The following is a 21,433-nucleotide window of genomic DNA, read 5'->3' as shown; positions in this document are numbered from 1 at the left end:
CTCCGTCCCGCTACCTCCGTCTGACAACCGCTGCGGGTGTCACGAACCCTCGACGGTGATCCGGATCGTCGGCCGCAGTGCCGGGTCGCCGTCGATGTGCGCCCAGATGGCGGAGACCACCGGCTCGAGGAACAACTCCCCGACCTGACCCATGAGGGTTCGTACGACCTGCACCTTGTCCGAGCTGCGCGTGGACGCCAGGCCCTCGGTGCGCAGCCCCTCCACCACGCGGGTGGTGAGGTCCACGATCGCCTCGAGCAGCGGTCCGCCGCGTCCGTCCGGTTCGAGGAGCGCCCGGTTGAGGTACTGCACGATCACGGGGTTCCGCTCGAGCATCTCGCGGACCGCCGCGTCGCGGGCCGCCACGACCTCCGCGGCCGGCCCCGAGTGGTCGACGGTCGCCAGTGTCTGGACCACGCTCTCCACCACCACCTCGTCCACGGCCCGTCGGAGCCCGTCCTTGGTCCCGAAGTGGTGCTGGATGAGGCCGATCGTCACCCCGACCTCCGCGGCGACCCTACGCATGGAGACGCGGTCCTCGCCGTACTCCGCGTACAGCTCCAGGGCGGCCCGGCGGATCCGCGACCGCGCGGTGGCATCTCCGGCGGCGGCGCTCGTCCAGGAAGCCGCCTGCTCGGCTTCGTCCCCGGCCACGGTCCCCACCTCGTCTCCCCTGTGTGTCCCGGCGCCGACGGCGCCACTCGCACACCGACCATACACTTGCATGCCATGCAGTTGTATAGTGGCGGCAGTCAAGGCCGCAACGGCCCCGATACGCATCACTCTGGAGCCGCCCCGTGTTCGAGCCCGCCCCCTTCCGCTCCCCCTGGATGACCGAGGACCTGGACGCTCTGCGCGCCCACACCCGGGCATTCCTCGAGAAGGAGACCGTCCCCAACCTCGAGCGCTGGGCCGAGCAGGGCGCCGTGGACCGCGAGTTCTGGAACAAGGCCGGCGACGCGGGCCTGCTGTGCATCTCGATCCCCGAGGAGTACGGCGGGGGCGGCGGCACCTTCGCCCACGAGGCGGTCATCGCCGAGGAGCAGACCCGCGCACTGGACGACGGCTGGGGAAACTCGGTCCACTCGACGATCGTGGCGCACTACATCCTCCAGTACGGCACGGAGGAGCAGAAGCAGCGTTGGCTGCCCAAGCTCGCCACCGGCGAGATGGTCGGCGCGATCGCCATGACCGAGCCGGGCGCCGGATCCGATCTGCAGGCGCTGCGCACCACCGCCACCCGTGACGGTGACAGCTTCGTGGTCAACGGTTCCAAGACCTTCATCTCCAACGGCATGCACGCCGACCTGGTCATCATCGTGGCCCGCACCGGCGGCGAGGGCGCCCAGGGACTGTCCCTGGTGGTCGCCGAGACCGCCGACCTGCCCGGGTTCGATCGCGGCCGCAAACTCGACAAGATCGGCCTGAAGTACCAGGACACGATGGAGCTGTTCTTCAACGACATGCGCGTGCCCGCCGGCGACATCCTCGGCGGCGAGGCCGGCGAGAGCCAGGGCTTCATCCAGCTCATGCAGCAACTGGGCCAGGAACGCCTCATCATCGCCGTGACCGCCGTGGCCGCCGCCGAGACCGCGGTCCGGCTGGCCACCGAGTACGCCAAGGATCGCGAGGCGTTCGGCAAGCCGATCCTCAAGTTCCAGAACCTGCGCTTCGAGCTGGCCGAGTGCAAGACCGAGGCCATGGCCGCCCGCACGCTGCTCGACCACTGCATCGGCCTGCACCTGCGGGGCGAGCTGGACCCGGCCACCGCCTCCATGGCCAAGTACTACTGCACCGACAAGCAGTGCGAGATCATCGACCGCAGCCTGCAGGTCTTCGGCGGCTACGGCTTCATGACCGAGTACCCGATCGCCCGCATGTACGCCTCGGCGCGCGTGCAGAAGATCTACGGCGGCACGAACGAGATCATGAAGGAACTGATCTCGCGCACTCTCTGATCCCTCCCTTCGCCCGCCAGAGCCGCTGCCCGGCTGCACGGTCCGCTTCCCGCCATCGGGGAGCGCATCGCCCAGCCGGGTAGTGGATCTGCTACGTCAGGGGCGGGTGTCGGCGACGATCGCGCGTACGGCGTCACGGCCCGCCCGGTTGGCGCCCACGGTCGACTGGGACGGGCCGTAGCCGATCAGGAAGAGTCTGGGCTCGTCGAGCGCCCGCCCGGAGTCCACGCGGATCCCGCCCTCGGGGGTCCGCAGGCCGAGGGGCGCGAGGTGCGCCACCGCCGGCCGGAACCCGGTCGCCCAGAGGATGACGTCCGCCTCCTCGAGCCGCCCGTCCGGCATCCGGACGCCGTCGGGCTCGATGCGGGTGAACATGGGGTGGCGCACCAGGACACCGCGCGCCTCGGCCCGTTCGATCCAGGGGCCGCGGAACTGGCCGGTCACGCTGATCACGCTCTCCGGCGGCAGCCCCCGGCGGGTCCGGTCGGCGACACGGTCGATCGCGGCCGAGAAGTTCGCGGGCGCGGGCCCGGTCTCCCACTCGATGGGGCGGCGGGTCACCCAGAACGTGTCGGCGACCAGCGAGATCTCCTCCAGCAGCTGCGTGGCCGAGATACCAGCGCCCACGATCACCACCCGCTGGCCGGCGAACTCCTCAGCGGCGACGTAGTCGTGGACGTGGAGTTGGCGGCCGCGGAACGTCTCCTGGCCCGGGTAGCGGGGCCAGAACGGCCGGGACCAGGTGCCGGTGGCGTTGATGACGTGCCCCGCCGCCCAACGCTCGGCGCCGGAGCCGGAGCCGGAGCCGGAGCCGCCGGGGCGGTCCGTGCCGGCGTGGATGTCCGAGCCGTGTTCCGCGACGACGACGAGGTGCTCCCCCGCCCCGCCATCGGGCCCGTCACCGCCCCGCCGTACCGATCTGACCCGGACCGGCCGCCGGACGTCCAGGTCGAAGTACTTCTCGTAGTCGGCGAAGTAGGCGGGCAGTGCCCAGCGACTCGGGACGGTTCGGTCGACGCCCGGGACGGCCATCCCGGGCAGTTCGAAGATTCCGTTGACGGTGGCCATGGTGAGTGATTCCCACCGGTGCCGCCAGGCGCCGCCGGGGCCGTCCTCGGCGTCCAGCACCACGAAGGTGCGCTCCCCCGGCCTCGCCCGGCCCACCGGCACGAAGTCCCGCCGCTTCAGGTGGTAGGCGGCCGCGAGTCCGGCCTGGCCTGCGCCGATCACCACCACGTCGACCGGGCGGGGCGCGGGCGGGTGCGAGGTGGTCACCCCGCCATCCTGGCCCACCCGGGCCGCCCGGGGACTCTCCTGCCGGTCAGGCGCCGTCCGGCAACGAGGTGAAGTCGGGCTTTCGACCCTCGGCGAATGCCGCCAACGCCTCCGAGTTCGCGGGTCCACCGAGCAATTCCGCGAACATCCGGTTCTCCCGCTGCCGCGCCTCGGTGACCTGGCGGGCGATCGGCTCGGTCATCGCCTTCTTGACCGCGCGCAAGCTCGAGACCGGCAGCGCGGCCAGGCGGGTGGCGTGCGAGGTGGCCTCGGCCATCAACTCCTCCGGCGCGCACAGCCGCCAGACCAGACCCATCTCGTGCGCCTCCTCGGCCGAGATCCACTCCGAGGACAGCAGCACCCAGGCGGCGTTCTGGTGGCCGACGAGCCGCGGGATCAGGTAGCTCGAAGCGGCCTCGGGAGCCACTCCGAGACTGGTGAAGGGGCACTTGAGCCGGGCCCCCTCGGCCATGAAGGCCAGATCCACGAACCCGAGCAGGGTCACCCCGATGCCCAGGCCGAGACCGTTGACCGCCGCGACGAGGGGCTTGTCGAACGCGATCAGCGCGTCCACCAGGAGGTTGAAGCCGTGTTCCTCGGTGCTCGCCTCGGCGTCGGCCCCCGGGACGGCCACCTGCTCGGCCAGTTCCATCAGATCCGTCCCGGCGCTGAACGCCCGGCCTGTGCCGGTGAGCAGGACGACCGCGACCGTCGGATCGACCGCGGCGTCACGGAGTGCGGCGGCCACGGCGGTGTACAGGGCGCCGTTGAAGGCGTTGAGCGCCTCGGGGCGGTTCATGGTGAGCGTGCGGACACGGTCCGCGTCGTGCACCTCGAGAATGTCGGCGTGCGTGGTCACGTGGAGAGCTCCTCAGCTGTCGGCGCCCGGGACGGGCTCTCCGAGGTAGACGGACTTGAGTTCGGTGTACTGCGCGAGCCCCTCGGGTCCGAACTCGCGGCCCACGCCTGAGGCCTTGAATCCGCCGAACGGTGCGGCGAAATCCATGGTGTACGTGTTGACGCCGTAGGTGCCGGTCCGCACGCGGCGGGCCACGCCCAGACCCGCGTCGCGGTCACCGGTCCACACCGTGCCCGCGAGGCCGTAGTCGGAGTCGTTGGCGATGCGCACGGCGTCGTCGACGTCGTCGTAGGCGATCACCGACAGGACCGGACCGAAGATCTCTTCCTGCGCGATACGCATGGAGTTGTCGACCCCCGCGAACACTGTGGGCCGCACGTACCAGCCGCTCTCCAATCCGTCCGGCCGCCCGGTTCCGCCGGTGAGCAGCCGTGCCCCCTCCTGCCGGCCGATCTCGATGTAGGAGTTGACCCGCTCCTGCTGCCGTCGGGCGACCATCGGGCCGATCTCGGTGGCCGGGTCCAGCGGGTCGCCCACGACCATCGAGCCGATGCCCTCTGCCAATGCCTCGGCGACCTCGTCATGGCGCTCCCGGCTGACCAGCACCCTGGTCTGGGCCACGCACGCCTGGCCGGAGTTCATCACGCCCAGGAACTTCATGCCCTCGACGACGGTCGTCAGGTCGGCGTCGTCGAGAACGATCGCCGCGGACTTGCCGCCCAACTCGAGTGAGCACCTCTTGAGCTGCTCGCCGCAGATCGCGCCGATCTTCCGGCCCGCCTCGGTCGAGCCGGTGAACGCGACCTTGTCGACCCCGGGGTGTCGCACCAGGTGCTCGCCCACCTCGCGGCCGCCGGCGACGATGCTCACCACCCCCTCGGGCACGCCGGCCTCGATGAGCAGGTCGGCGAGTAGATAGCTGTCGAGCGGTGTCTCGGGTGCGGGCTTGACCACGATCGTGCAGCCGGCGAGCAACGCCGGGATGACCTTGGACAGCACCGTGAACTGGGGGACGTTCCACGGTGGGATCGCCGCGACCACGCCGACCGCCTCACGGCGCACCATCACCTCGCCGCCGAGTGCCCCGGCGCGGGCCTCCTCCCAGGGGAACTCGCGCGCGATCTTCGTGAATGCCTCGATCATCATCCAGGGGGCCGGCGCCTGGGCGAGGTTGCTGAAGGAGATCGGTGAGCCCATCTCCGTGGAGATCACGGTCGCCATCTCCTCGAGTCGCGCAGCGTACAACGCGGACAGTCGCGCCACCACCTCGATCCGCTCGTCCGGGGTCATCCGTGGCCACGGCCCGTGGTCGAAGGCCTCGCGTGCGGCGGTCACCGCGGCATCGATGTCCGCGACAGAGCCGTCGGGCACCCGGGCGACCACGTCCTCAGAATGAGGGCTGATCACCTCGATCATCGCGTCGGTCTCCGGCCGGCGCCACTGCGTGCCAATCAGCAGGGCGTCGCGGTCGAGTGAGGTGGTCATGGGCTTCTCCTGCCGTCACCGGACGTTCGTCCATCGCATCGGACATGCGGACAGACACCTGTCCACCATAGGAGGTGGCCGCCGTGCGCGGCGCGGTTTCCGGCGGCCGCACCGAGCCGGGCCGCGTCGAGCGGGCCGCAGCGAGGGGCGCAGCGAGTGTGCGCGTCAGAAGACGAGTACGGGTCTGACGACCTTGCCCGCCGCGACGTCCTCGACCGCCTCGTTGATCTGGTCGAAGCGATAGGTGGTGACGAGCGAGCCCAGCGGGAGGTCGCCGGCACGGTACATCCCCAGCAGCTCCGGGATCATGGTCCTGGGATCCGAGTCGCCCTCGATGCAGCCCCGTACGATCTTGCCGTTCTGCATGAGGTCCACCGCGTCGAGCTCGATCTCCGGAGCCCCCAGGCCCACCACGACGAAGGTCCCGCGCGGTGCGAGCGCCCGGACGGCCTGCTTGATGACCTGCGGCACCGCGGTGGTGTCGACCCCAGCGGTCGCCCCGCCACCGGTGAGCTCGCGGATACGCTCGACAAACGACCCGTCGGGCAACTCGGACGGATTGACGCCGACAGCACCGAGACCTGCGGCGGCCTCCAGCCGGGAATCCTTGGTGTCCACGGCGATGATCGTCTGCACTCGCCGAGCTCGGGCCGCGGCGACCGCCGACAGCCCGACCGCCCCGGCGCCGTAGATCACGAGACTCGAGGCCGGATCGGGGTCGATGGTGTTGAGCACCGCGCCGGCGCCCGTCTGGAAACCACAGCCGAACGGGGCGGCTATCGACAGGTCCATGTCGGGGTCGACCACCACGACGTTGTCCGGGGAGGCGATCGTCAGCTCGGAGAAGCTGGACTGGCCGAAGAACGAACCGGCCACGGCCGCGCCGTCGCGGTGGAACGTGGTCGACCCGTCCCCCCGGTAGCCCAGGTAGTTCAGCGCCATGGCCTGCCTGCAGTAGCCGACCTCCCCGGCCTGACAGCGATCGCACTCGCGGCACGAGCGGAAGCTCATCACCACGTGATCGCCCACCTTCACGCCCTGGACATCCGCGCCGACGGCCTCGACGACTCCGGCGCCCTCGTGGCCGAAGACCCGGGGGAACATCTCCTCGGGAAGCATCATCTTCATCGTGATGTCGGTGTGACACAGACCCACGGCCTGGACGCGAACCAGAATCTCGTCGGAGCGGGGCTCGTCGATCTGGAGCTCGGACAGCTGGAAGGGCTGCCCCGGGCCTTCGACGACTGCTGCACGGGTCTTCATGAACGGGGCCTCCGAGTATGGACGCGACAGTGTCGACGGACTTCTGTCTAGACGTCTGTCCACGTTATGGGGCACTCCACCCGGCCACCAGGCTTTCCCTCGCAGGGCGGCAGCGCACCGCGCAGGCGGGAAGGCGTGGGAGGTCCGGCGGCATGGTGGCCGAAGCACGCGGGGCACAAATGATCTCAGGCCCGGCTCCCTGTCGGGAACCGGGCCTGAGTGCGTGGTAGCGGGGACAGGATTTGAACCTGCGACCTCTGGGTTATGAGCCCAGCGAGCTACCGAGCTGCTCCACCCCGCGTCGCCTGTCCGCCATCACCTGGCAGACATTCCAACAGCTTCCAACCTGGTGGCTATCAGCCACTTTCCCGGTTGCTGTTGGAGTTCTGAGGCTACCAAAGCCCTCGACGCATCACTAATCGCCCGGAGCCTCAGCAGTCGCAACGCCCGCCCACCCGCCTGAGGAGCTCTATCGCCCCACCTGCCGGATAGCGCTTCACCTGCTGGACTGCGGCTCACCTGTCGGATCGGGAGTCACTTGCCGGGTCCGACGGGCGAATCACAATCGGAAGAGTCAACTGTCCACGGGCGGCCGTTGACCAGCGCCCTCTAAGGAAAGGAATGGCGAATCACGGGCCAACGACGACGAAAGCCGGCGCGAGGAATTCTCGCACCGGCTTCGTTCAGTGGTAGCGGGGACAGGATTTGAACCTGCGACCTCTGGGTTATGAGCCCAGCGAGCTACCGAGCTGCTCCACCCCGCGTCGATTGCGTGTATGACACTACGTGCCACTTGGCGAACAAAGCAAATCGGTGAACGCGAATCGACGAGAACGTGACCGAACGCACACCAGAACCTGAATCGCCGCAGGTCAACGCGCTGGAATCGGGCCCGCCAACGACGACGCCCGGGTCGGCCTCCGTGAGGTGGACCGACCCGGGCGGGCCCGAGTGCCGCGTCAGCTACCCGTTGCCGAGTGCCTGGTAGGCGTCGACCGCGGCCTGCAGGTCGTCGAGCGCCTGACCCAGATCGCCGAGGTCGCCACTGCTCTGCGCCGACCGGACGGCCGCCAACGCGGAGTTGAGTTCGCGCACCGCGGCGCCGCGGTCAGCGCTGCTGCCCTCGCCCCCACCGGTCGTCGGCGGAGTGGACGGACGGGGCGCTGAGCTCTCATTGCCGCTGCCGGGTCGGGACGTGTTCTCCTCGGCCTCCGCCTCGGCCGCGCCGCTCTCGTCGATACGGACGGCGTTCGGGTCGGTCTCGATCCCCACCTGCTTGAGCGCCTCGTACAGGGTGGGCGCGTAGCCGACCGCGCGGTCATAGGTGACCATCACGCGCAGCAGACGCGGGAACGCCGAGTCCTGGTCCTTACGCTGCGTGTAGATCGGCTCCACGTACAGGACCGAGTCCCCGGCCAGCGGCAGCGCCAGGAGATTGCCCTCCGTGATCTCCGCGGTCTCGCCCCACAGACGCCGGTCCTGGGCGATGGCCGGCGAGGCGATCATGATGTCCTGCGCCTGGTTGGGGCCCTGGGCGAGCGGCTCGGTGGGCCGCTGCACACGGACCGTGATGTCGCCGTACGTCTCCGGGTCCGAACTGGCCGACATGTGCGCGGCCAGGAACTCGCGCTCGTACCCGCGGAAAGCGGAGATGAGCTGGAACGAGGGCGTGTCCGAATCCGGTTCGGACGGGTCCGAGGCCACGACGTAGTACGGCGGCTGGCTCGGCCCTTCGCGCTCGGCGGTCTGCGTGCCGCCTCCCGCACCACCGGTGTTGCCGCCGGCGGGCCCGCCGATGGGACCGCTCGCGGGCGGCGTCTGCGGGTTCTGGATCGACGAGGTGACCGTGGGATCGGACGGCACCGACCAGAACGCGTCGTTGGTGAAGAACTGGCCCGGGTCGTCGACCTGGTACTTGGCCAGCAGTTCACGCTGCACCTTGAACAGATCCTCCGGGTACCGGAAATGCTCCCGCAGTTCCTCGGAGATCTCGGACTCGGGCTGGACGATGCCAGGCAAGGCCTTCATCCATGTCTGCAGCACCGGGTCGGACTCGTCGAACGCGTACAGATCCACCGTGCCGTCATAGGCGTCGACCGTCGCCTTGACCGAGTTGCGGATGTACGAGACCTTTTCGTCCGGCAACGCCCGGCCACCGCCGTCGCTGAGCGAATCCGAGGTCATGGCCTCGAGAGAACTCAGCTCCGCGTACGGGTAGGTCTTGAGGGTGGTGAAACCGTCGACGATCCACTTGATGCGCCCGTCGATCACGGCCGGGTAGGTGTTGGTGTCCGTGGTGAGCCACGGGGCCACCTTCTGCACGCGGTCCCGCGGATCGCGGTCGTAGATGATCTTCGAGTCGGCGCCGATCAGACCGGACAACAGGATGTTGCGCTCGGCGAACTTGAGCGCATAGGCAGTGCGGTTGATCCAGCCACCCAGCGGCACGCCGCCCTCACCGGTGTAGGTGTACTGCTCGGTGTCCGTGTCGTACTCGCGCGGGCCGTCGCCGTTGTTCCCCACGATCGCGTAGTCCGGATCCGACTGGGCGATGAGCTCACCGAAGTAGATGCGCGGCTGCGTGACCGGGATCATCATCTCTTGGTCGTTGTTGATCGCGTCGAGGTCCGAGACCTGGTAGTTGGGCAGGCCACCCCGGTCCGAGCCCGCGTCGTCCGCGATCTCGTTGACCCGGTTGGCCGGCGCCGCCACGAAGCCGTTGCCGTGTGTGTAGACGGTGTGCCGGTTGATCCAGTCCCGCTGGTTGGCCTGCAGTGAGGACGGGTTGAGCTCGCGGGCCGCCACGAGGAAGTCCTGCATCTCGCCGTCGATCGTGTACCGGTCGATGCTCAGCGTGTCGGGAAAACCGTAGAAGTTGCGTAGCTGCTGCTGCTGGGTGAACGTCGGGGACAGCACGTTCGGATCGAGCACGCGCACGTTCGACAGCGTGGTGATGTCCGAGGCCGCCTCGCGCGGGTTGGGGTTGGCCGCGCCCCAGTTCTCGATGTAGGTGACCCGGTCGTCGCCGATGTCATACGCCGCCCTGGTGGCCTCGATGTTCCGGGCGATGTACTCGCGCTCCTTCTCGGCACGGTTGGGCTTGACCGAGAACTGCTCGACCGCCAGCGGCCACGCGGAGCCGACCACGAGCGCGGAGAACAGCAGCAGCACCGTCGCCAGCGCCGGGATCCGCAGATCCTTGATGACGATCGCCGAGAAGAACGCCACCGCACAGACCAGCGCCACGGCGAACATGAAGATCTTGGCCGGCATGACGGCATTGACGTCGGTGTAGCCGGCGCCGGTGAAGGTGGCGTTCTCGCGGAACAGCAGCTCGTACCGGTCGAGCCAGTACGCCGCCGCCTTCGTCAGGACGAAGATGCCGGCCAGCGTCACCAGCTGGATCCGGGCCGCGCGCGTCAGCGCACCCTCACGCGCGCCGGGCCGCAGCCCGCCGACGATGTAGTGCGTGAGCAGGTTGGCCAGGAATGCCAGCACCACCGCGAGCATCACCCAGGTGACGATCGAGCGCCACATCGGCAACTGGAACGCGTAGAAGGAGATATCGAGCCCGAACTGCGGGTCCGTCTGACCGAACGGCGTGGAGTTGAAGAACGCCAACACGGTCTGCCAGCCGGTCTGTGCGACCGCACCGGCCAGGACACCGAGCACGATCGGGATCCAGATCACGGTCTTGGCCGGCGAACCGCCCATCGCGGCCCGGTAGCGGGTCAGCGGGTCCGGGAGGCCCGCCTGCGCGAGGAACACCGGCCGGAAGCGGAAGGCCAGCACGATGCCGGTCGCCACCGCGATACCGATGAACAGGCCCACCACCACGAAGAGGCCGAGCCGCGTGAGCAGTTCGGTACGGAACACGCTGGTGGCGTCGACGCTTCCGAACCACAGCCAGTCCGTGTAGGTGGAGTTCAGCCTGGGTAGGACCTGGATGAGGATGATGACGACGACGACGGCGATGGCGACGGCACGGCCGCGACGCGAGATCGCGAGAGGCCGGCCGGGCGAATTGCCGGGTGGGCGGACGGACACAGGTGTTGCTCCTGGACTGCTGGGGCGGACATGCTCGTTGGTCCCACCTTACGGAAATGCCACGCCTCAGCCGCAGGTCGGTGGCTCACCCCCGGAAGCCGCGGTCTCCAGCGCCTCCAGCGCGCCGGAGAGCGTGGAGACCTCGATGAGCCTTATGCCCTCCGGGGGACTCTGCACAGCCTCCCCACAGTTGGCCGCCGGAACCAGGAACTCCGTGGCCCCTTCCTCGCTGGCGGCCCGGATCTTGTGGCGGATCCCGCCGATCGAGCCGACGGTGCCGTCCGGTCGGATCGTGCCGGAACCGGCGACGTCCGCACCCCCGGTCGCCTCACCCGGCGAGAGCCGGTCGACGATCGCGATCGCCAGGATCAGTCCGGCGGAGGGGCCGCCGACGTCCGGCGCCACCGAGATCTGCACATCCGTGCCGTCGGCAGGGGTGTCCCCGACGAGGATGCCCAGACGGCCCTGCTCGGGATCACCATCCGGACCGGCCGGGGCCAGTGTCGTCGTCGTCATCATCTCCTCGTCGGCACGGAGGAAGCCGATACCCACCTCGTCACCCGGGCGGTGCGCGGACACCTCCTCCACCACCTCGGCGGCATCGGACACCCGCGCGCCGTCGACCGAGGTGAGGATGTCGCCCGGCTCCAGGCGGCCCCCCGCCGGACCGTCCGGGTCCACCCCCTCGACCCGCGGCTTCATGGGGATCCCCAGGTAGCGGTAGGCCGCGGCCTCCGCGCTGTTCTCCGACCCCACCATCTCCGCGACGTTGGACTCACGTACCTCGTCGCGCGAGCGGTCCGGCGGGAACACCTGATCCCGCGGGACCACGACCTGCGCCGGATCCAGCCAGAAGCGCATCGCGTCCATCAGGGTCAGGCGGTCCCGCACCGCGACCGTGGTCATCCGCAGCGACCCGGTGGTCTCATCCGTCTGACGCCCGGTCACCTCGATGACCGGGACCTCCTCGACGCCGCCGCCCTCCGTCTCCACCTGCGCCCGGCCGAGTGTGTCGTACGTCGGGCCGGGTCCCATCGAGACGAGGGGCACCGTGGCCGACGTCGCGAGGACGAGCAACAGCACCGCCGGGACCAACGCGGCGAACAGGGTGAACAAGCGGCGACTCACCCAGCACAGGGTAGTCCGCTCCCCCGTCCGGTGGCGTCGCGGCCGGACCCCGCGCCCCTGCACGCTGTACCGTTGTGGCATGAACCAGCCCTTCGGTTTCTCTGCCTCCGACGACGACGGGCGAGGCGACGACCGGGACAAGAACCCGGGCGGCTCCGACGGCCCGGGTGGGCCCGGTGGCTTCGGCTTCGGTGGCCCCGGCGGCTTCGACCCCTCGCAGTTCGGCGACCTCGGCAAGATGATCTCCCAGTTCGGACAGATGCTCGGCTCCATGGGCTCGGCCATGTCCGGCCCCGGCAGCTCCGGCCCGGTCAATTACCAGTTGGCACGGACCGTCGCCCTTCAGGCGCTCGGCCGCACGCCCGTGGTCACCGACGCCTCGCGCACCGCCGCCGAGGAATCGGTCCGGCTCGCCGAGCTGTGGCTGGACGACACCACCGTGTTCCCCACCGGTGTCCACCGCACCGAGGCGTGGACTCCGCAGCAGTGGGTCGAGCAGTCGCTGCCCACCTGGGAGAAGATCTGCACCCCCGTGGCCGAGCAGATGAACTCCGCCACCAAGGGCGCGATGCCCGAGGAGGCGCGGCAGATCGCCGGTCCGCTGCTGGGGATGCTCGACCAGATGGGCGGCATGGGCTTCGGCATGCAGCTCGGGCAAGGGCTCGGCAAGCTCGCGCCCGCCGTGCTGTTCTCCTCCGAGGTGGGCCTGCCGTTCGGTGACGACGGAGTGGCCGCGCTCTGCCCCACCGCGATCGACGCGTTCGCCGACGAGCTCGAGCTGCCCCGGCAGGAGGTCGTGGTGTTCCTCGCCGCCCGTGAGGCCGCGCACCTGCGACTGTTCGCCGGCGCTCCGTGGCTACGCGCCCGGTTCCTGGCCACCGTCGAGGAGTACGCCCGCGGGATCCGCGTGGACACCTCCGGGCTCGACGATCTGGCCTCCGGACTCGACCCGTCGATCCTCCAGGACCCCGCCAAGCTGCAGGAGCTGTTCTCCGGTGGTGAGGGCGCGATCGGCCCCAAGGTGACCAACGTCAACGAGGCGGCGCTCGGCCGGCTCGAGACGCTGCTGGCGCTCGTCGAGGGCTGGGTCGACGCGGTGGTGACCGCCGCGGTGGGCGACCGGCTGCCCAGTTCCGACAAGCTGCGCGAGATGTGGCTGCGCCGCCGCGCCACCGGCGGTGCCGCCGAACAGGCCTTCTCCACCCTCGTGGGGCTCGAGCTGCGGCCGCGGAAGGCCCGCGAGGCCTCTGAGCTGTGGCGTCGTGTCGGCGAGGCCGTCGGCACCGAACGTCGTGACGCCCTGTGGCATCATCCCGATCTTCTGCCCGTCGGCGAGGACCTCGAGAATCCGGCAGCCGTGATCGACCGGCTGCTCGACGAGTCCACCGGCGATTCGAGCGGCGTCGACGAGATCGAGCGGTTCCTGCGCGAATCCGGCGGTGACGCCGGTGACGACGCCTCCGACTCCGAAGGGCCGCAGGACAAGGCCTGAGAGGTGACGCCCCGCGACGGGCCGGCTGCCGGTGGCGGCCGGCCCGTCGTCGTGGTGTCGTCGTCGTGGTTCTCCTCTGCGTTCCGGGGCGTCGGCGCGGGGCGTCGGCGCCTACTCCGCGCTGTCGTCGACGAGATCTCCCACGCCCTCGCCCGGCTCCTGGTCCCCTTCGCCAGCTGATCCTCCGCCGGCCGCACCGGACCGCAGCACCCGCGAGTACGCCTCGAGATAGCCCATCGCCCGCTCTGTCCGGGGATAACATCGCACCAGCTGCCAGAACTCCGGCGGATGCCCGCCCGGAACCACCAGGTGCGCCAGCTCGTGCACCACCACGTAGTCGAGGACGTACGACGGCACGTCCCGCAGCGACTCACTGATCCGGATCTCCCGCGAACCGGGCGAGCACGACGCCCAGCGCGTGCTCATGGCCGGCACCCACCGCACCGACGCCGGCACCGCCCGCCCGTCCAGCCACTTCTTCGACAGCTCCCCCGCACGCTCCATCAGTTCGGCGTCCGAGGACCGCGTCCCGCGTCGGCGACCCGACCGGGCCAACTTGGCCAGCATCTGCGCGATGAGACGATGCTCCTCCGACCTGGGCAGACCTGCGGGCATGAGCACCACGACCGTCTCCCCCTCGACCCGCGCCGACACCGTGCGCTTGCGGCGCTTCGACCGACGCACGTCGATCCGCGGATCGTCGGGGCTCGTGGGCAGTCCGGTGTGGTCAGCGGGCGTGGGCGGCACGGCGACCACCGTAGACGACCTCTCCGACAGCACGAATCCACAGGCCGGACAGGGACCGCGCGCCTGTGGATAACCTGGTCTCTCCGAGGCGTTCCGCGGGCGGCCTCGTGCCACGATGGCCGCATGAGCTCTCCGCCTGCGCCCTCGACAGTGGCAACCCCCGTCCGGGCGCGCCTGCGGCCCGGGACCGTCGTGGTGGTCCGCGACCCCGGGTCGGTGCAGGTCGGCCTGGCGCCCGACCGCGCGGTGGTCGTGCGCGCCCCTGCCCGCCTGGGGGCGCGCGGGTTGGCCGCGGTGCTCACCGGGTTGAAGGGTGGCGGCACCATCGAGTCGGCGGCCGCCCGCGTCGGGGTCGACGACGACGAGACGGCCGAGGTCGCCCGGATCCTCCTACGTCTGGCGGACCTCGGCCACGTTCGGCTCCACCGCGCCGGCCGGCGGGCCTCCCGCGACAACCCCGCAGCGCCAGACGGCCCGCTCCCGTCCGGCGAGGGGCCCAGACCCGCGCCGGTACGGCGAGTGCATATCCAGGGAGCGGGTCAGATCTCTGAGATCCTCCGCGGACCGCTGTCGGTGAACGGCTGCCGGGTCACCACCGGCGCCAGCCCGGGTCTGACCCTCGACGCCGACCGGCCACCGTGGCTTCGCCGCGGCCCCGCCCCCGACCTGGTGATCCTCACCGACACCGTCGCCGTGGACCCGGTCGTGACCGCTGTACTCAACCGGTCCGGGCAGACGCACCTGCACGCGTACTGCCGCGACGGACGGGTGGTGGTGGGCCCGACGGTGGTACCCGGGGCCAGCCCCTGTCTGCGGTGCACCGACCTGTTCCGGGCGCGGCAAGACCCGCGGTGGCCGTTCGTCGCCGCCCAGCTCGTCGACCACGCCTCCGAGGCCGGGGTCCCGGCGCTCACCGCGGCCGCCGCACTGGTGCTGGCCGAGGTGTCGGCGACCCGCCAGCCCGACGCGCCGCTCCAGACGGTCGGCGCCACCGTCGAGATCAATCCCGCGGAAGGTCTGTGGAAACGTCGGGAATGGCCGGTTGACCGGGGCTGCGACTGTGGGGCGACGACGCAGGCGCGTCCTCTGTCATGATTGTGTCGTGTCAGAACTTCCCCGCACCTCATCCCGACGTGCAGCAAGACTCGCGGGGCTGCCGCTGGGCATCGCCGGCCGCGCCGCAAGTTCCCTGGGCCGCCGCGCTCTGGGCCGCGGCGAGGGCGACCTGACCGAGGAACTCGCCGATCAGGCCGCCGAGCAGGTCTTCGCGGTCCTGGGCGAGCTCAAGGGCGGCGCCATGAAGGTGGGGCAGGCACTGAGCGTGTTCGAGGCCGGCATGCCCGACAGGTACGCCGAGCCGTTCCGGGAGGCGCTCACCAAACTTCAGGCCGAGGCACCGCCGCTTCCCGCGGACGAGGTCGAGAAGGTCCTGGACGCCCAGCTGGGCCTGAAGTGGCGCGACCGCTTCACGGAGTTCGACGGCGAGGCCGCGGCTGCCGCGTCGATCGGCCAGGTGCACCGCGCCGTCTGGTCCGACGGCCGCGAGGTGGCCGTCAAGGTCCAGTACCCGGGCGCCGACGAGGCGCTGCGATCCGACCTGCGGCAGCTGCGCCGCCTCGCCCCACTGCTCCGGCCGCTCAATCCCGGTACCGACGTCAAGGGCGTGATCGACGAGCTGTACGACAGCGCGGTCTCCGAACTCGACTACCGCCACGAGGCCGACACGCAACGCGTCTTCGCCACCGTGTTCGCCGACGACCCGCAGATCCGCGTCCCCTCGGTGCTGGCGTCCTCCCCCAAGGTCCTGGTGACCGAATGGGCTGACGGCCGTGCGCTGAGCAAGATCTCCGTGGCGGGTTCGCAGGAGCAGCGCGACCGGGCCGCGGCACTGCTCGCGGAGTTCCAGTTCAGCTCCCCGGCCCGGGTCGGATTGATGCACGGCGACCCACACCCCGGGAACTTCCTGCTCGACGACGACGGCCGGATGGTCGTGCTGGACTTCGGCGCGTCCATCCCGCTGCCCGAGGGGTTCCCTCCGGCCCTGACCTCGATGATGCGGCTCGCTCTCCAGAACCGGAGCGACGACCTGGTCGCGTTGATGACCCGGGCCGGCTACGTGGGCCGCGGGGGGCTCGAACCGGAGGACGCGATGGCGTTCCTCGGCCCGTTCATCGAGCCGATGCGCGAGCCGACGTTCCACTTCGATCGCGCCTGGATGCAGGGCATCCTCGCGGTGTACGGCGACGTCTCGGGACGGGAGTTCCGCACGTCGCGCTCATTCACCCTGCCGCGCGAGTATGTGCTGATCCACCGGGTCCTGTCGGCATCAGTGGGCATGCTGTGCCAGCTGCAGGCGACCGCCCCGTACCAGCAGATCGTGCGGCGCTGGATGCCGGAGATCTTCGCCGACGAGGACTGAGGCGGGTCTCTGACCAGCCCCGGCCCGTGGTGACAGCGTTCGCCGCCGCGTCAGCCCTCGCGGATCAGTCGCAGCACATCGTCGCCGTACTCGCCCAGCTTGTGGGCCCCGATCCCGCCGATCCGGCCGAGAGCCCGGGTGTCGGCCGGCCTGTCGCGCGCGATCTGCGCCAGGGTGCCATTGGTGAAGACCGTGTAGGCGGGCTTGCCGATCCGCTCCGCGGTGTCCTTGCGCCAGTCCCGCAACCGCTCGAACAAGCCGGTGTCCACCTCCACGGCGCAGTCCGGGCACAGACCCAGCGCCCGATGCATGGGCCCGGTGAGCTTCTCCCCGCAGCTCCGGCACCGGCCCTTGTCCGAGGAGTCCGAGCTGCGTCTGGGCGCCGCCGGGACCCCTGCCGGGCGGACCGGGTCGAGGAAGCGACTCGGTCGCCGGGTCGCCCTGCCTCCCGCGCGTCGGCTACGGCTCCACGACAGCGACAGGTGCTCCCGGGCCCGCGTGATTCCCACGTACAGGAGCCGGCGTTCCTCCTCGATGGCATCCGGCCCGGCGTTGATCGCGTGGCTGATGGGCAGACTGCCCTCGTGGACCCCGATGAGGAACACCGCGTCCCACTCCAGGCCCTTGGCCGCGTGGAACGATGCCAGCGTGACCCCTCGCTCGTCGGGGGCGTGACGTGCGGCGGCCCGCTCGCGGAGCCCGGCGACCACCGGCAGCACGCCGGGCCGGGACTCGGCGGTGGCGATCTCCTCGGCCAGCCCGACCAGAGCGGTCAGGGCGTTCCAGGTCTCGCGGGCCTGGGCACCGGACGGCTCGGCGGCGGTCAACCCGAGGGGTTCCAGTGCCTGCCTGATGGCCGCCACCACCTCGGTGGGGTCCGTGAGCCGGGCGCCCGCCTGCACGGTCGCCTCGTCGGAACCGTCGACCATCCGGTCGATCGTCGACATGGCCCGTCGGATCACAGGCCGCTCGAAAAAGCCCTCCCCGCCCTTGAGCCGGTAACCGATTCCGGCCTGCTCGAGCGCGGCCTCGATCCGTTCGGACTGGGCGTTGACCCGGTACAACACCGCGATCTCCGACGGGTCCAGGCCGCCGTGGACGAGGTCCGCGACCGCGCCAGCCACGGCCTCCGCCTCCGAATCCTCGTCGGCGTACTCGTTCAGCTGCGGCTCGGGGCCCGGTGGCCGCATACCCGTCAGCGTCAGCCCGGCAGTGCGGAAACGTCCGGCACCGGCGCCGATCACGACGTTCGCCAGGTCCACGACCTGCGGAGTCGACCGGTAGTCCGACTCCAGCCGGACCACGGTGGCGCCCGGGTACCGGTCGGCGAAGCCCAGCAGAAAGTCCGGCTCGGCCCCGGCGAACGAGTAGATGGTCTGGTTGACGTCCCCCACCACCGTGAGATCGTCGCGTTTGCCGAGCCATGCGCTCAGCAGGCGCTGCTGGGCAGGGGTGACGTCCTGGAACTCGTCCACGACGAAGCAGCGGTAGCGATCGCGGAACTCCTCCGCGATCGCCGGGACGTCCTCCACCAGATCCGCCATGTGCCCGAGGAGATCGTCGAAGTCCAGCATTCGCACCGGGCCCGAGACCTTGAGATCCTCGTACGCCCGGAACGCGCGCGCGACCTCGGGAGCGGGGACCGGCAGGTCACGCCCCAGCGCTAGCGCCTGCTCGGCGTAGGTGCCCGGGGTGAGCAGGCTCGACTTGGCCCAGCCGATCTCCGTGAGCACGTCTCGGATGGTCTCTGTGCTCGGATCCAGGCCCACCCTGCGCACCGCCTGGGCCACGGCCCGGAACTGCCCGTCCAGCAGCTGCCACGGCTCCTCCCCGTACACCTGGGGCCAGAAGTACGACAGGTTCCGCAATGCCGCCGAGTGGAAGGTCCGCGCCTGGACGGGCCCGGTTCCCGCGTCCGCGATGCCGAGCCCGGCGAGCCTCATCCGGAGCTCCCCGGCCGCGCGAGCCGTGAACGTCACCGCCAGGACCTGATCGCCCCGCACGTGACCCGTGTTGACCAGGTGCGCGATACGCCGGGTGATGGTCCGGGTCTTACCCGTGCCGGCGCCGGCGAGGATGCAGACCGGTCCGCGCGGCGCGAGCACGGCGTGACGCTGCTGGGGATCGAGGCCCTCGAGCACGGATCCGGCACCGCCCGGGCGTGACCCGGCCCGCCCGGCATCGCGGTGCGGGCCGGGCTGCTGCCCTACCCGCTGCGCGGCCTGCTCCCGGGCCTGCTCCCTGTCGGCCCAGCCTCCCCCACCTGCCCGCTGCATGTCACTCACGCCCCCATCGTGGCATCCCCGTCCGACATCATGCCCCCGGCCTCCCCCGGGGATGATTCGCTGGAGCGCGGGCGTTGGATCCGGACATGAGTGAAGTGACGACACCCGAGACCACCGGACCGCTGACCCTGTTCACCACCACGTGGTGCCCCTTCTGCACGAGGTTGAAGAAGCTGCTGGACGAGAAGGAGATCGGCTACGCGGAGATCGACGTGGAGTCCGACGCCGAGGCCGCCGCGTTCGTCGAGAGCGTCAACGACGGAAACCGGGTCGTGCCGACCGCCCTGTACTCGGACGGCACCACCGCCACCAACCCCCCGGCCTCGCAGGTGCGGGCGAAGCTCGCCGAGCTCGCCGGAGCCTGATCGAGGAGCGGTCAGGCGCCGCCGTCGCGATCGACCGCCGCGACCCAGGAGCGCAGCATCACGTGCGCGATGGAGACCGGCGGCGCCACCATCAACTCCCCGTGGCCGTCCAGCGCCGCGCGCACCTCGTCCACGTCGAACCACCTGGCCTCGCTGATCTCCTCGTCCTCGAGGGCGATCGGCGCAGCCGGGTCCGCCAGGGCCTGGAAGCCCACCATGAGCGAGCGCGGGAACGGCCACGGCTGGCTGCCGAGGTAGCGGGCCCTGTCCACCGCCACGCCCACCTCTTCGGCGACCTCGCGGCGCACGCAGCCCTCGAGTGACTCGCCCGCCTCGACGAACCCGGCGACGTGCGAGTACATCCCGGCCGGCCAGATCGGTTGCCGCGCGAGCAGGACCTGCCGGCCCCCGTCGTGGACGAGACAGATCACGGCCGGGTCGGTCCTCGGGTATTCGGGGCCGCCGTGGAAGGCGTCTTCGATCGCCCACCCCGCGTCGACCCGCTTCGGATGGTGCTGAGGTTCGCGCCCGCGGACGTTGTCGCGGTGCCAGCCGAGGACCGCGACGGCCTGCGAGGCCAGCGAGCCGTGCCCCTCGATCAGGTCGGCTCCGCATCGACGGAGGTTCGTCACCGCCGGGTCGTCGGGCAGGTCTTCGGCGTTGACCGCCCAGATGTGGCGCCCCTCATCGGTGGAGCCGAGAAAGACCGCGTCGTCGGGAAGCGTCTCGGCGAACAGCATCGCCGGTTCGAGCAGGACGCGTTGCCGGCCCTCTTCGGTGGGTTCGACCGCGAACCGGTTGCGCTGGTCGATGCGCATCACCCGCGCGTCAACCCAGCCTCCGGCCAGCGCTTCGGCGTTCTGTCGGAGGTTCGCGGCCCGTTCGGGAGCGGCCACGGACAGCACCGGGTCGGAGTCGAGCATGAAGTCCAGTGGCATCGCAGATGAGTCCTTATCACGGGTCGAGGGGCTGCGACGAGCCTAGTCCGCGACCGGCGTCAGCCGGAGACCATCCGGATGTAGAGCAGCCTGTCCCCGGACTCCAGCGCGTCGGCCTCCGGCTCGTTGACCTTGATGAGCTGCCCCTTGCGCACGACCCCCAGGACGAGCTCGGCCAGATGTCGCGGTGAGCCGCCGATCTCCGCCTCCTCGACGCGGCGTTCCGCGATGGAGAAGCCCTCGTCGGGGGTCAGCAGGTCCTCCATCATCCCCACGACGGTCGGGGTGATGGTGGCCAGGCCCAGGAGTCGTCCGGCGGTCTCGGCGGAGACCACCACGGAGTCCGCGCCGGACTGTTTGAGCAGGTGCTTGTTGTCGGATTCGCGGACGGTCGCGACGATCTTGGCGTTCGGTGCGAGCTCGCGGGCGGTGAGCGTGACCAGTACCGCGGTGTCGTCCGTGTTGGTGGCCACCACGACGGCCGCCGCCCGGCTGACACCAGCGAGTTTGAGGATGTCCGATCGGGTCGCCGAGCCCTGGACGGTGACGAGCCCGCGGGCGGCCGCGGCCTTGAGCGCCTGGGGGTCGGTGTCGACGACGACGATGTCCTCCGGCGAGATCTCATCGGCGAGCATGGCGGCCACAGATGAACGGCCCTTGGTGCCGTAGCCGACGACGACGGTGTGATTGCGCACGAGACTCCTCCAGCGCTGGATCTTGAATGCCTGTCGGGACTGTTCGGTGAGCACGGACAGTGTCGTACCGACGAGCAGGATGAGGAAGACCAGGCGCAGCGGGGTGATGATCACCGTGTTGATGAGCCGCGCCTGCTGGGTGACCGGGGTGATGTCACCGTAGCCGGTGGTGGACAGGGAGACCGTCGCGTAATAGATCGAGTCGATGATCGTGAGGTGGCCGTCGGCTCCCCCGCCGCCGTCGTACCCGTCACGATCGAGGTAGACGACCACGGCCGCCGACAGCAGTGCGAGAACGGCGATGAGGATCCGCTTGCCGATGAGGCGCCACGGGCTCTCGGTGTTCTCCGGGATACTCACCACGCCGACGAGGATGTGGTCCGGGCTCTCGTCGATCGGATCACTGTCGCGGAACCGGGACGCGAGCACGCGCTTCCTCACCATCGGCTACTCCGTTTCCGCGACGGTCTCTTTCCG

Annotated in this window: 16 protein-coding genes and 2 tRNA genes; 5 read left to right on the top strand and 13 right to left on the bottom strand. The window is 70.3% G+C overall.

The genetic code is table 11. The features are described from left to right. Positions 1-39 precede the first annotated feature (39 nt). Entirely contained in the window at positions 40-654 is a 615-nt protein-coding gene (locus ACWGLC_RS07330) for a TetR/AcrR family transcriptional regulator (RefSeq protein WP_452099263.1), read from the bottom strand. 143 nt (positions 655-797) lie between these two features. Between ACWGLC_RS07330 and ACWGLC_RS07325 the strand changes: the two genes are divergently transcribed. Continuing rightward, complete coding sequence (locus ACWGLC_RS07325; protein ID WP_452099262.1) at positions 798-1,958, top strand: acyl-CoA dehydrogenase family protein; 1,161 nt, start codon at positions 798-800, stop codon at positions 1,956-1,958. Positions 1,959-2,054: 96 nt separating this feature from the next. On the opposite strand, the gene ACWGLC_RS07320 is transcribed toward ACWGLC_RS07325, so the two are convergent. The 8 genes from ACWGLC_RS07320 to ACWGLC_RS07285 form a co-directional block, all read right to left on the bottom strand. After that, positions 2,055-3,233 carry an FAD-dependent oxidoreductase gene (locus tag ACWGLC_RS07320; RefSeq protein WP_452099261.1) on the bottom strand — a complete coding sequence of 393 codons (1,179 nt, stop codon included), beginning with the start codon at positions 3,231-3,233 and terminating at the stop codon, positions 2,055-2,057. Between the two features lie 46 nt (positions 3,234-3,279). Next, a complete protein-coding gene (locus ACWGLC_RS07315) occupies positions 3,280-4,092 on the bottom strand; it encodes an enoyl-CoA hydratase/isomerase family protein (protein WP_452099260.1) in 813 nt (270 codons plus the stop codon). Positions 4,093-4,104: 12 nt separating this feature from the next. Continuing rightward, positions 4,105-5,577, bottom strand: coding sequence for an aldehyde dehydrogenase (locus ACWGLC_RS07310; protein WP_452099259.1), 1,473 nt, complete (start codon positions 5,575-5,577; stop codon positions 4,105-4,107). A gap of 165 nt (positions 5,578-5,742) precedes the next feature. Continuing rightward, positions 5,743-6,840 (bottom strand): NAD(P)-dependent alcohol dehydrogenase, encoded by a 1,098-nt coding sequence (locus tag ACWGLC_RS07305; protein ID WP_452099258.1) that lies wholly within the window; start codon positions 6,838-6,840, stop codon positions 5,743-5,745. Between the two features lie 224 nt (positions 6,841-7,064). Continuing rightward, a tRNA-Met gene (locus ACWGLC_RS07300) sits at positions 7,065-7,141 on the bottom strand. A gap of 386 nt (positions 7,142-7,527) precedes the next feature. Continuing rightward, positions 7,528-7,604, bottom strand: a tRNA-Met gene (locus tag ACWGLC_RS07295). Between the two features lie 199 nt (positions 7,605-7,803). Next, positions 7,804-10,887, bottom strand: coding sequence for a UPF0182 family protein (locus tag ACWGLC_RS07290; protein WP_452099257.1), 3,084 nt, complete (start codon positions 10,885-10,887; stop codon positions 7,804-7,806). Between the two features lie 66 nt (positions 10,888-10,953). Next, a complete protein-coding gene (locus ACWGLC_RS07285) occupies positions 10,954-12,015 on the bottom strand; it encodes a YlbL family protein (RefSeq protein ID WP_452099256.1) in 1,062 nt (353 codons plus the stop codon). 79 nt (positions 12,016-12,094) lie between these two features. Here ACWGLC_RS07285 and ACWGLC_RS07280 point away from each other — a divergent pair, with 79 nt between their 5' ends. Then, the gene (locus tag ACWGLC_RS07280; RefSeq protein WP_452099255.1) at positions 12,095-13,507 is read left to right on the top strand and encodes a zinc-dependent metalloprotease; all 1,413 of its coding nucleotides are present in this window, start codon (positions 12,095-12,097) and stop codon (positions 13,505-13,507) included. Positions 13,508-13,618: 111 nt separating this feature from the next. Here ACWGLC_RS07280 and ACWGLC_RS07275 read toward each other — a convergent pair whose 3' ends face one another. Then, entirely contained in the window at positions 13,619-14,254 is a 636-nt protein-coding gene (locus tag ACWGLC_RS07275; RefSeq protein WP_452099254.1) for a M48 metallopeptidase family protein, read from the bottom strand. 123 nt (positions 14,255-14,377) lie between these two features. Between ACWGLC_RS07275 and ACWGLC_RS07270 the strand changes: the two genes are divergently transcribed. After that, entirely contained in the window at positions 14,378-15,349 is a 972-nt protein-coding gene (locus tag ACWGLC_RS07270) for a hypothetical protein (RefSeq protein WP_452099253.1), read from the top strand. 7 nt (positions 15,350-15,356) lie between these two features. Further along, a complete protein-coding gene (locus ACWGLC_RS07265) occupies positions 15,357-16,673 on the top strand; it encodes an ABC1 kinase family protein (RefSeq protein WP_452099252.1) in 1,317 nt (438 codons plus the stop codon). 50 nt (positions 16,674-16,723) lie between these two features. On the opposite strand, the gene ACWGLC_RS07260 is transcribed toward ACWGLC_RS07265, so the two are convergent. Next, a complete protein-coding gene (locus tag ACWGLC_RS07260; RefSeq protein WP_452099331.1) occupies positions 16,724-18,949 on the bottom strand; it encodes a UvrD-helicase domain-containing protein in 2,226 nt (741 codons plus the stop codon). A gap of 95 nt (positions 18,950-19,044) precedes the next feature. Here ACWGLC_RS07260 and ACWGLC_RS07255 point away from each other — a divergent pair, with 95 nt between their 5' ends. Continuing rightward, on the top strand, positions 19,045-19,323 hold the full coding sequence (locus ACWGLC_RS07255; protein ID WP_230930284.1) for a mycoredoxin: 279 nt from the start codon (positions 19,045-19,047) through the stop codon (positions 19,321-19,323). Between the two features lie 11 nt (positions 19,324-19,334). Here ACWGLC_RS07255 and nudC read toward each other — a convergent pair whose 3' ends face one another. Both nudC and ACWGLC_RS07245 read right to left on the bottom strand, forming a co-directional pair. Continuing rightward, positions 19,335-20,261, bottom strand: a complete 927-nt coding sequence (nudC, locus tag ACWGLC_RS07250; RefSeq protein WP_452099251.1) for an NAD(+) diphosphatase — start codon at positions 20,259-20,261, stop codon at positions 19,335-19,337. A gap of 59 nt (positions 20,262-20,320) precedes the next feature. Further along, positions 20,321-21,400: a potassium channel family protein gene (locus tag ACWGLC_RS07245; RefSeq protein WP_452099250.1), complete on the bottom strand. Its 1,080-nt coding sequence runs from the start codon at positions 21,398-21,400 to the stop codon at positions 20,321-20,323. Between the last annotated feature and the right edge of the window lie 33 nt (positions 21,401-21,433).

The organism is Dietzia sp. NPDC055877 (genome assembly GCF_053615975.1).
The sequence above is the reverse complement of the archived record's forward strand: the minus strand, read 5'-3'. Positions and strand labels throughout refer to the sequence as shown.

Bases quoted from the DNA above. Each gene is read 5' to 3' on its own strand.
- ACWGLC_RS07280 (WP_452099255.1), top strand. From the start codon at position 12,095: ATGAACCAGCCCTTCGGTTTCTCTGCCTCCGACGACGACGGGCGAGGC.
- ACWGLC_RS07260 (WP_452099331.1), bottom strand. From the start codon at position 18,949: ATGCAGCGGGCAGGTGGGGGAGGCTGGGCCGACAGGGAGCAGGCCCGG.
- ACWGLC_RS07255 (WP_230930284.1), top strand. From the start codon at position 19,045: ATGAGTGAAGTGACGACACCCGAGACCACCGGACCGCTGACCCTGTTC.
- ACWGLC_RS07245 (WP_452099250.1), bottom strand. From the start codon at position 21,400: ATGGTGAGGAAGCGCGTGCTCGCGTCCCGGTTCCGCGACAGTGATCCG.
- ACWGLC_RS07305 (WP_452099258.1), bottom strand. From the start codon at position 6,840: ATGAAGACCCGTGCAGCAGTCGTCGAAGGCCCGGGGCAGCCCTTCCAG.
- ACWGLC_RS07270 (WP_452099253.1), top strand. From the start codon at position 14,378: ATGAGCTCTCCGCCTGCGCCCTCGACAGTGGCAACCCCCGTCCGGGCG.
- nudC (WP_452099251.1), bottom strand. From the start codon at position 20,261: ATGCCACTGGACTTCATGCTCGACTCCGACCCGGTGCTGTCCGTGGCC.
- ACWGLC_RS07310 (WP_452099259.1), bottom strand. From the start codon at position 5,577: ATGACCACCTCACTCGACCGCGACGCCCTGCTGATTGGCACGCAGTGG.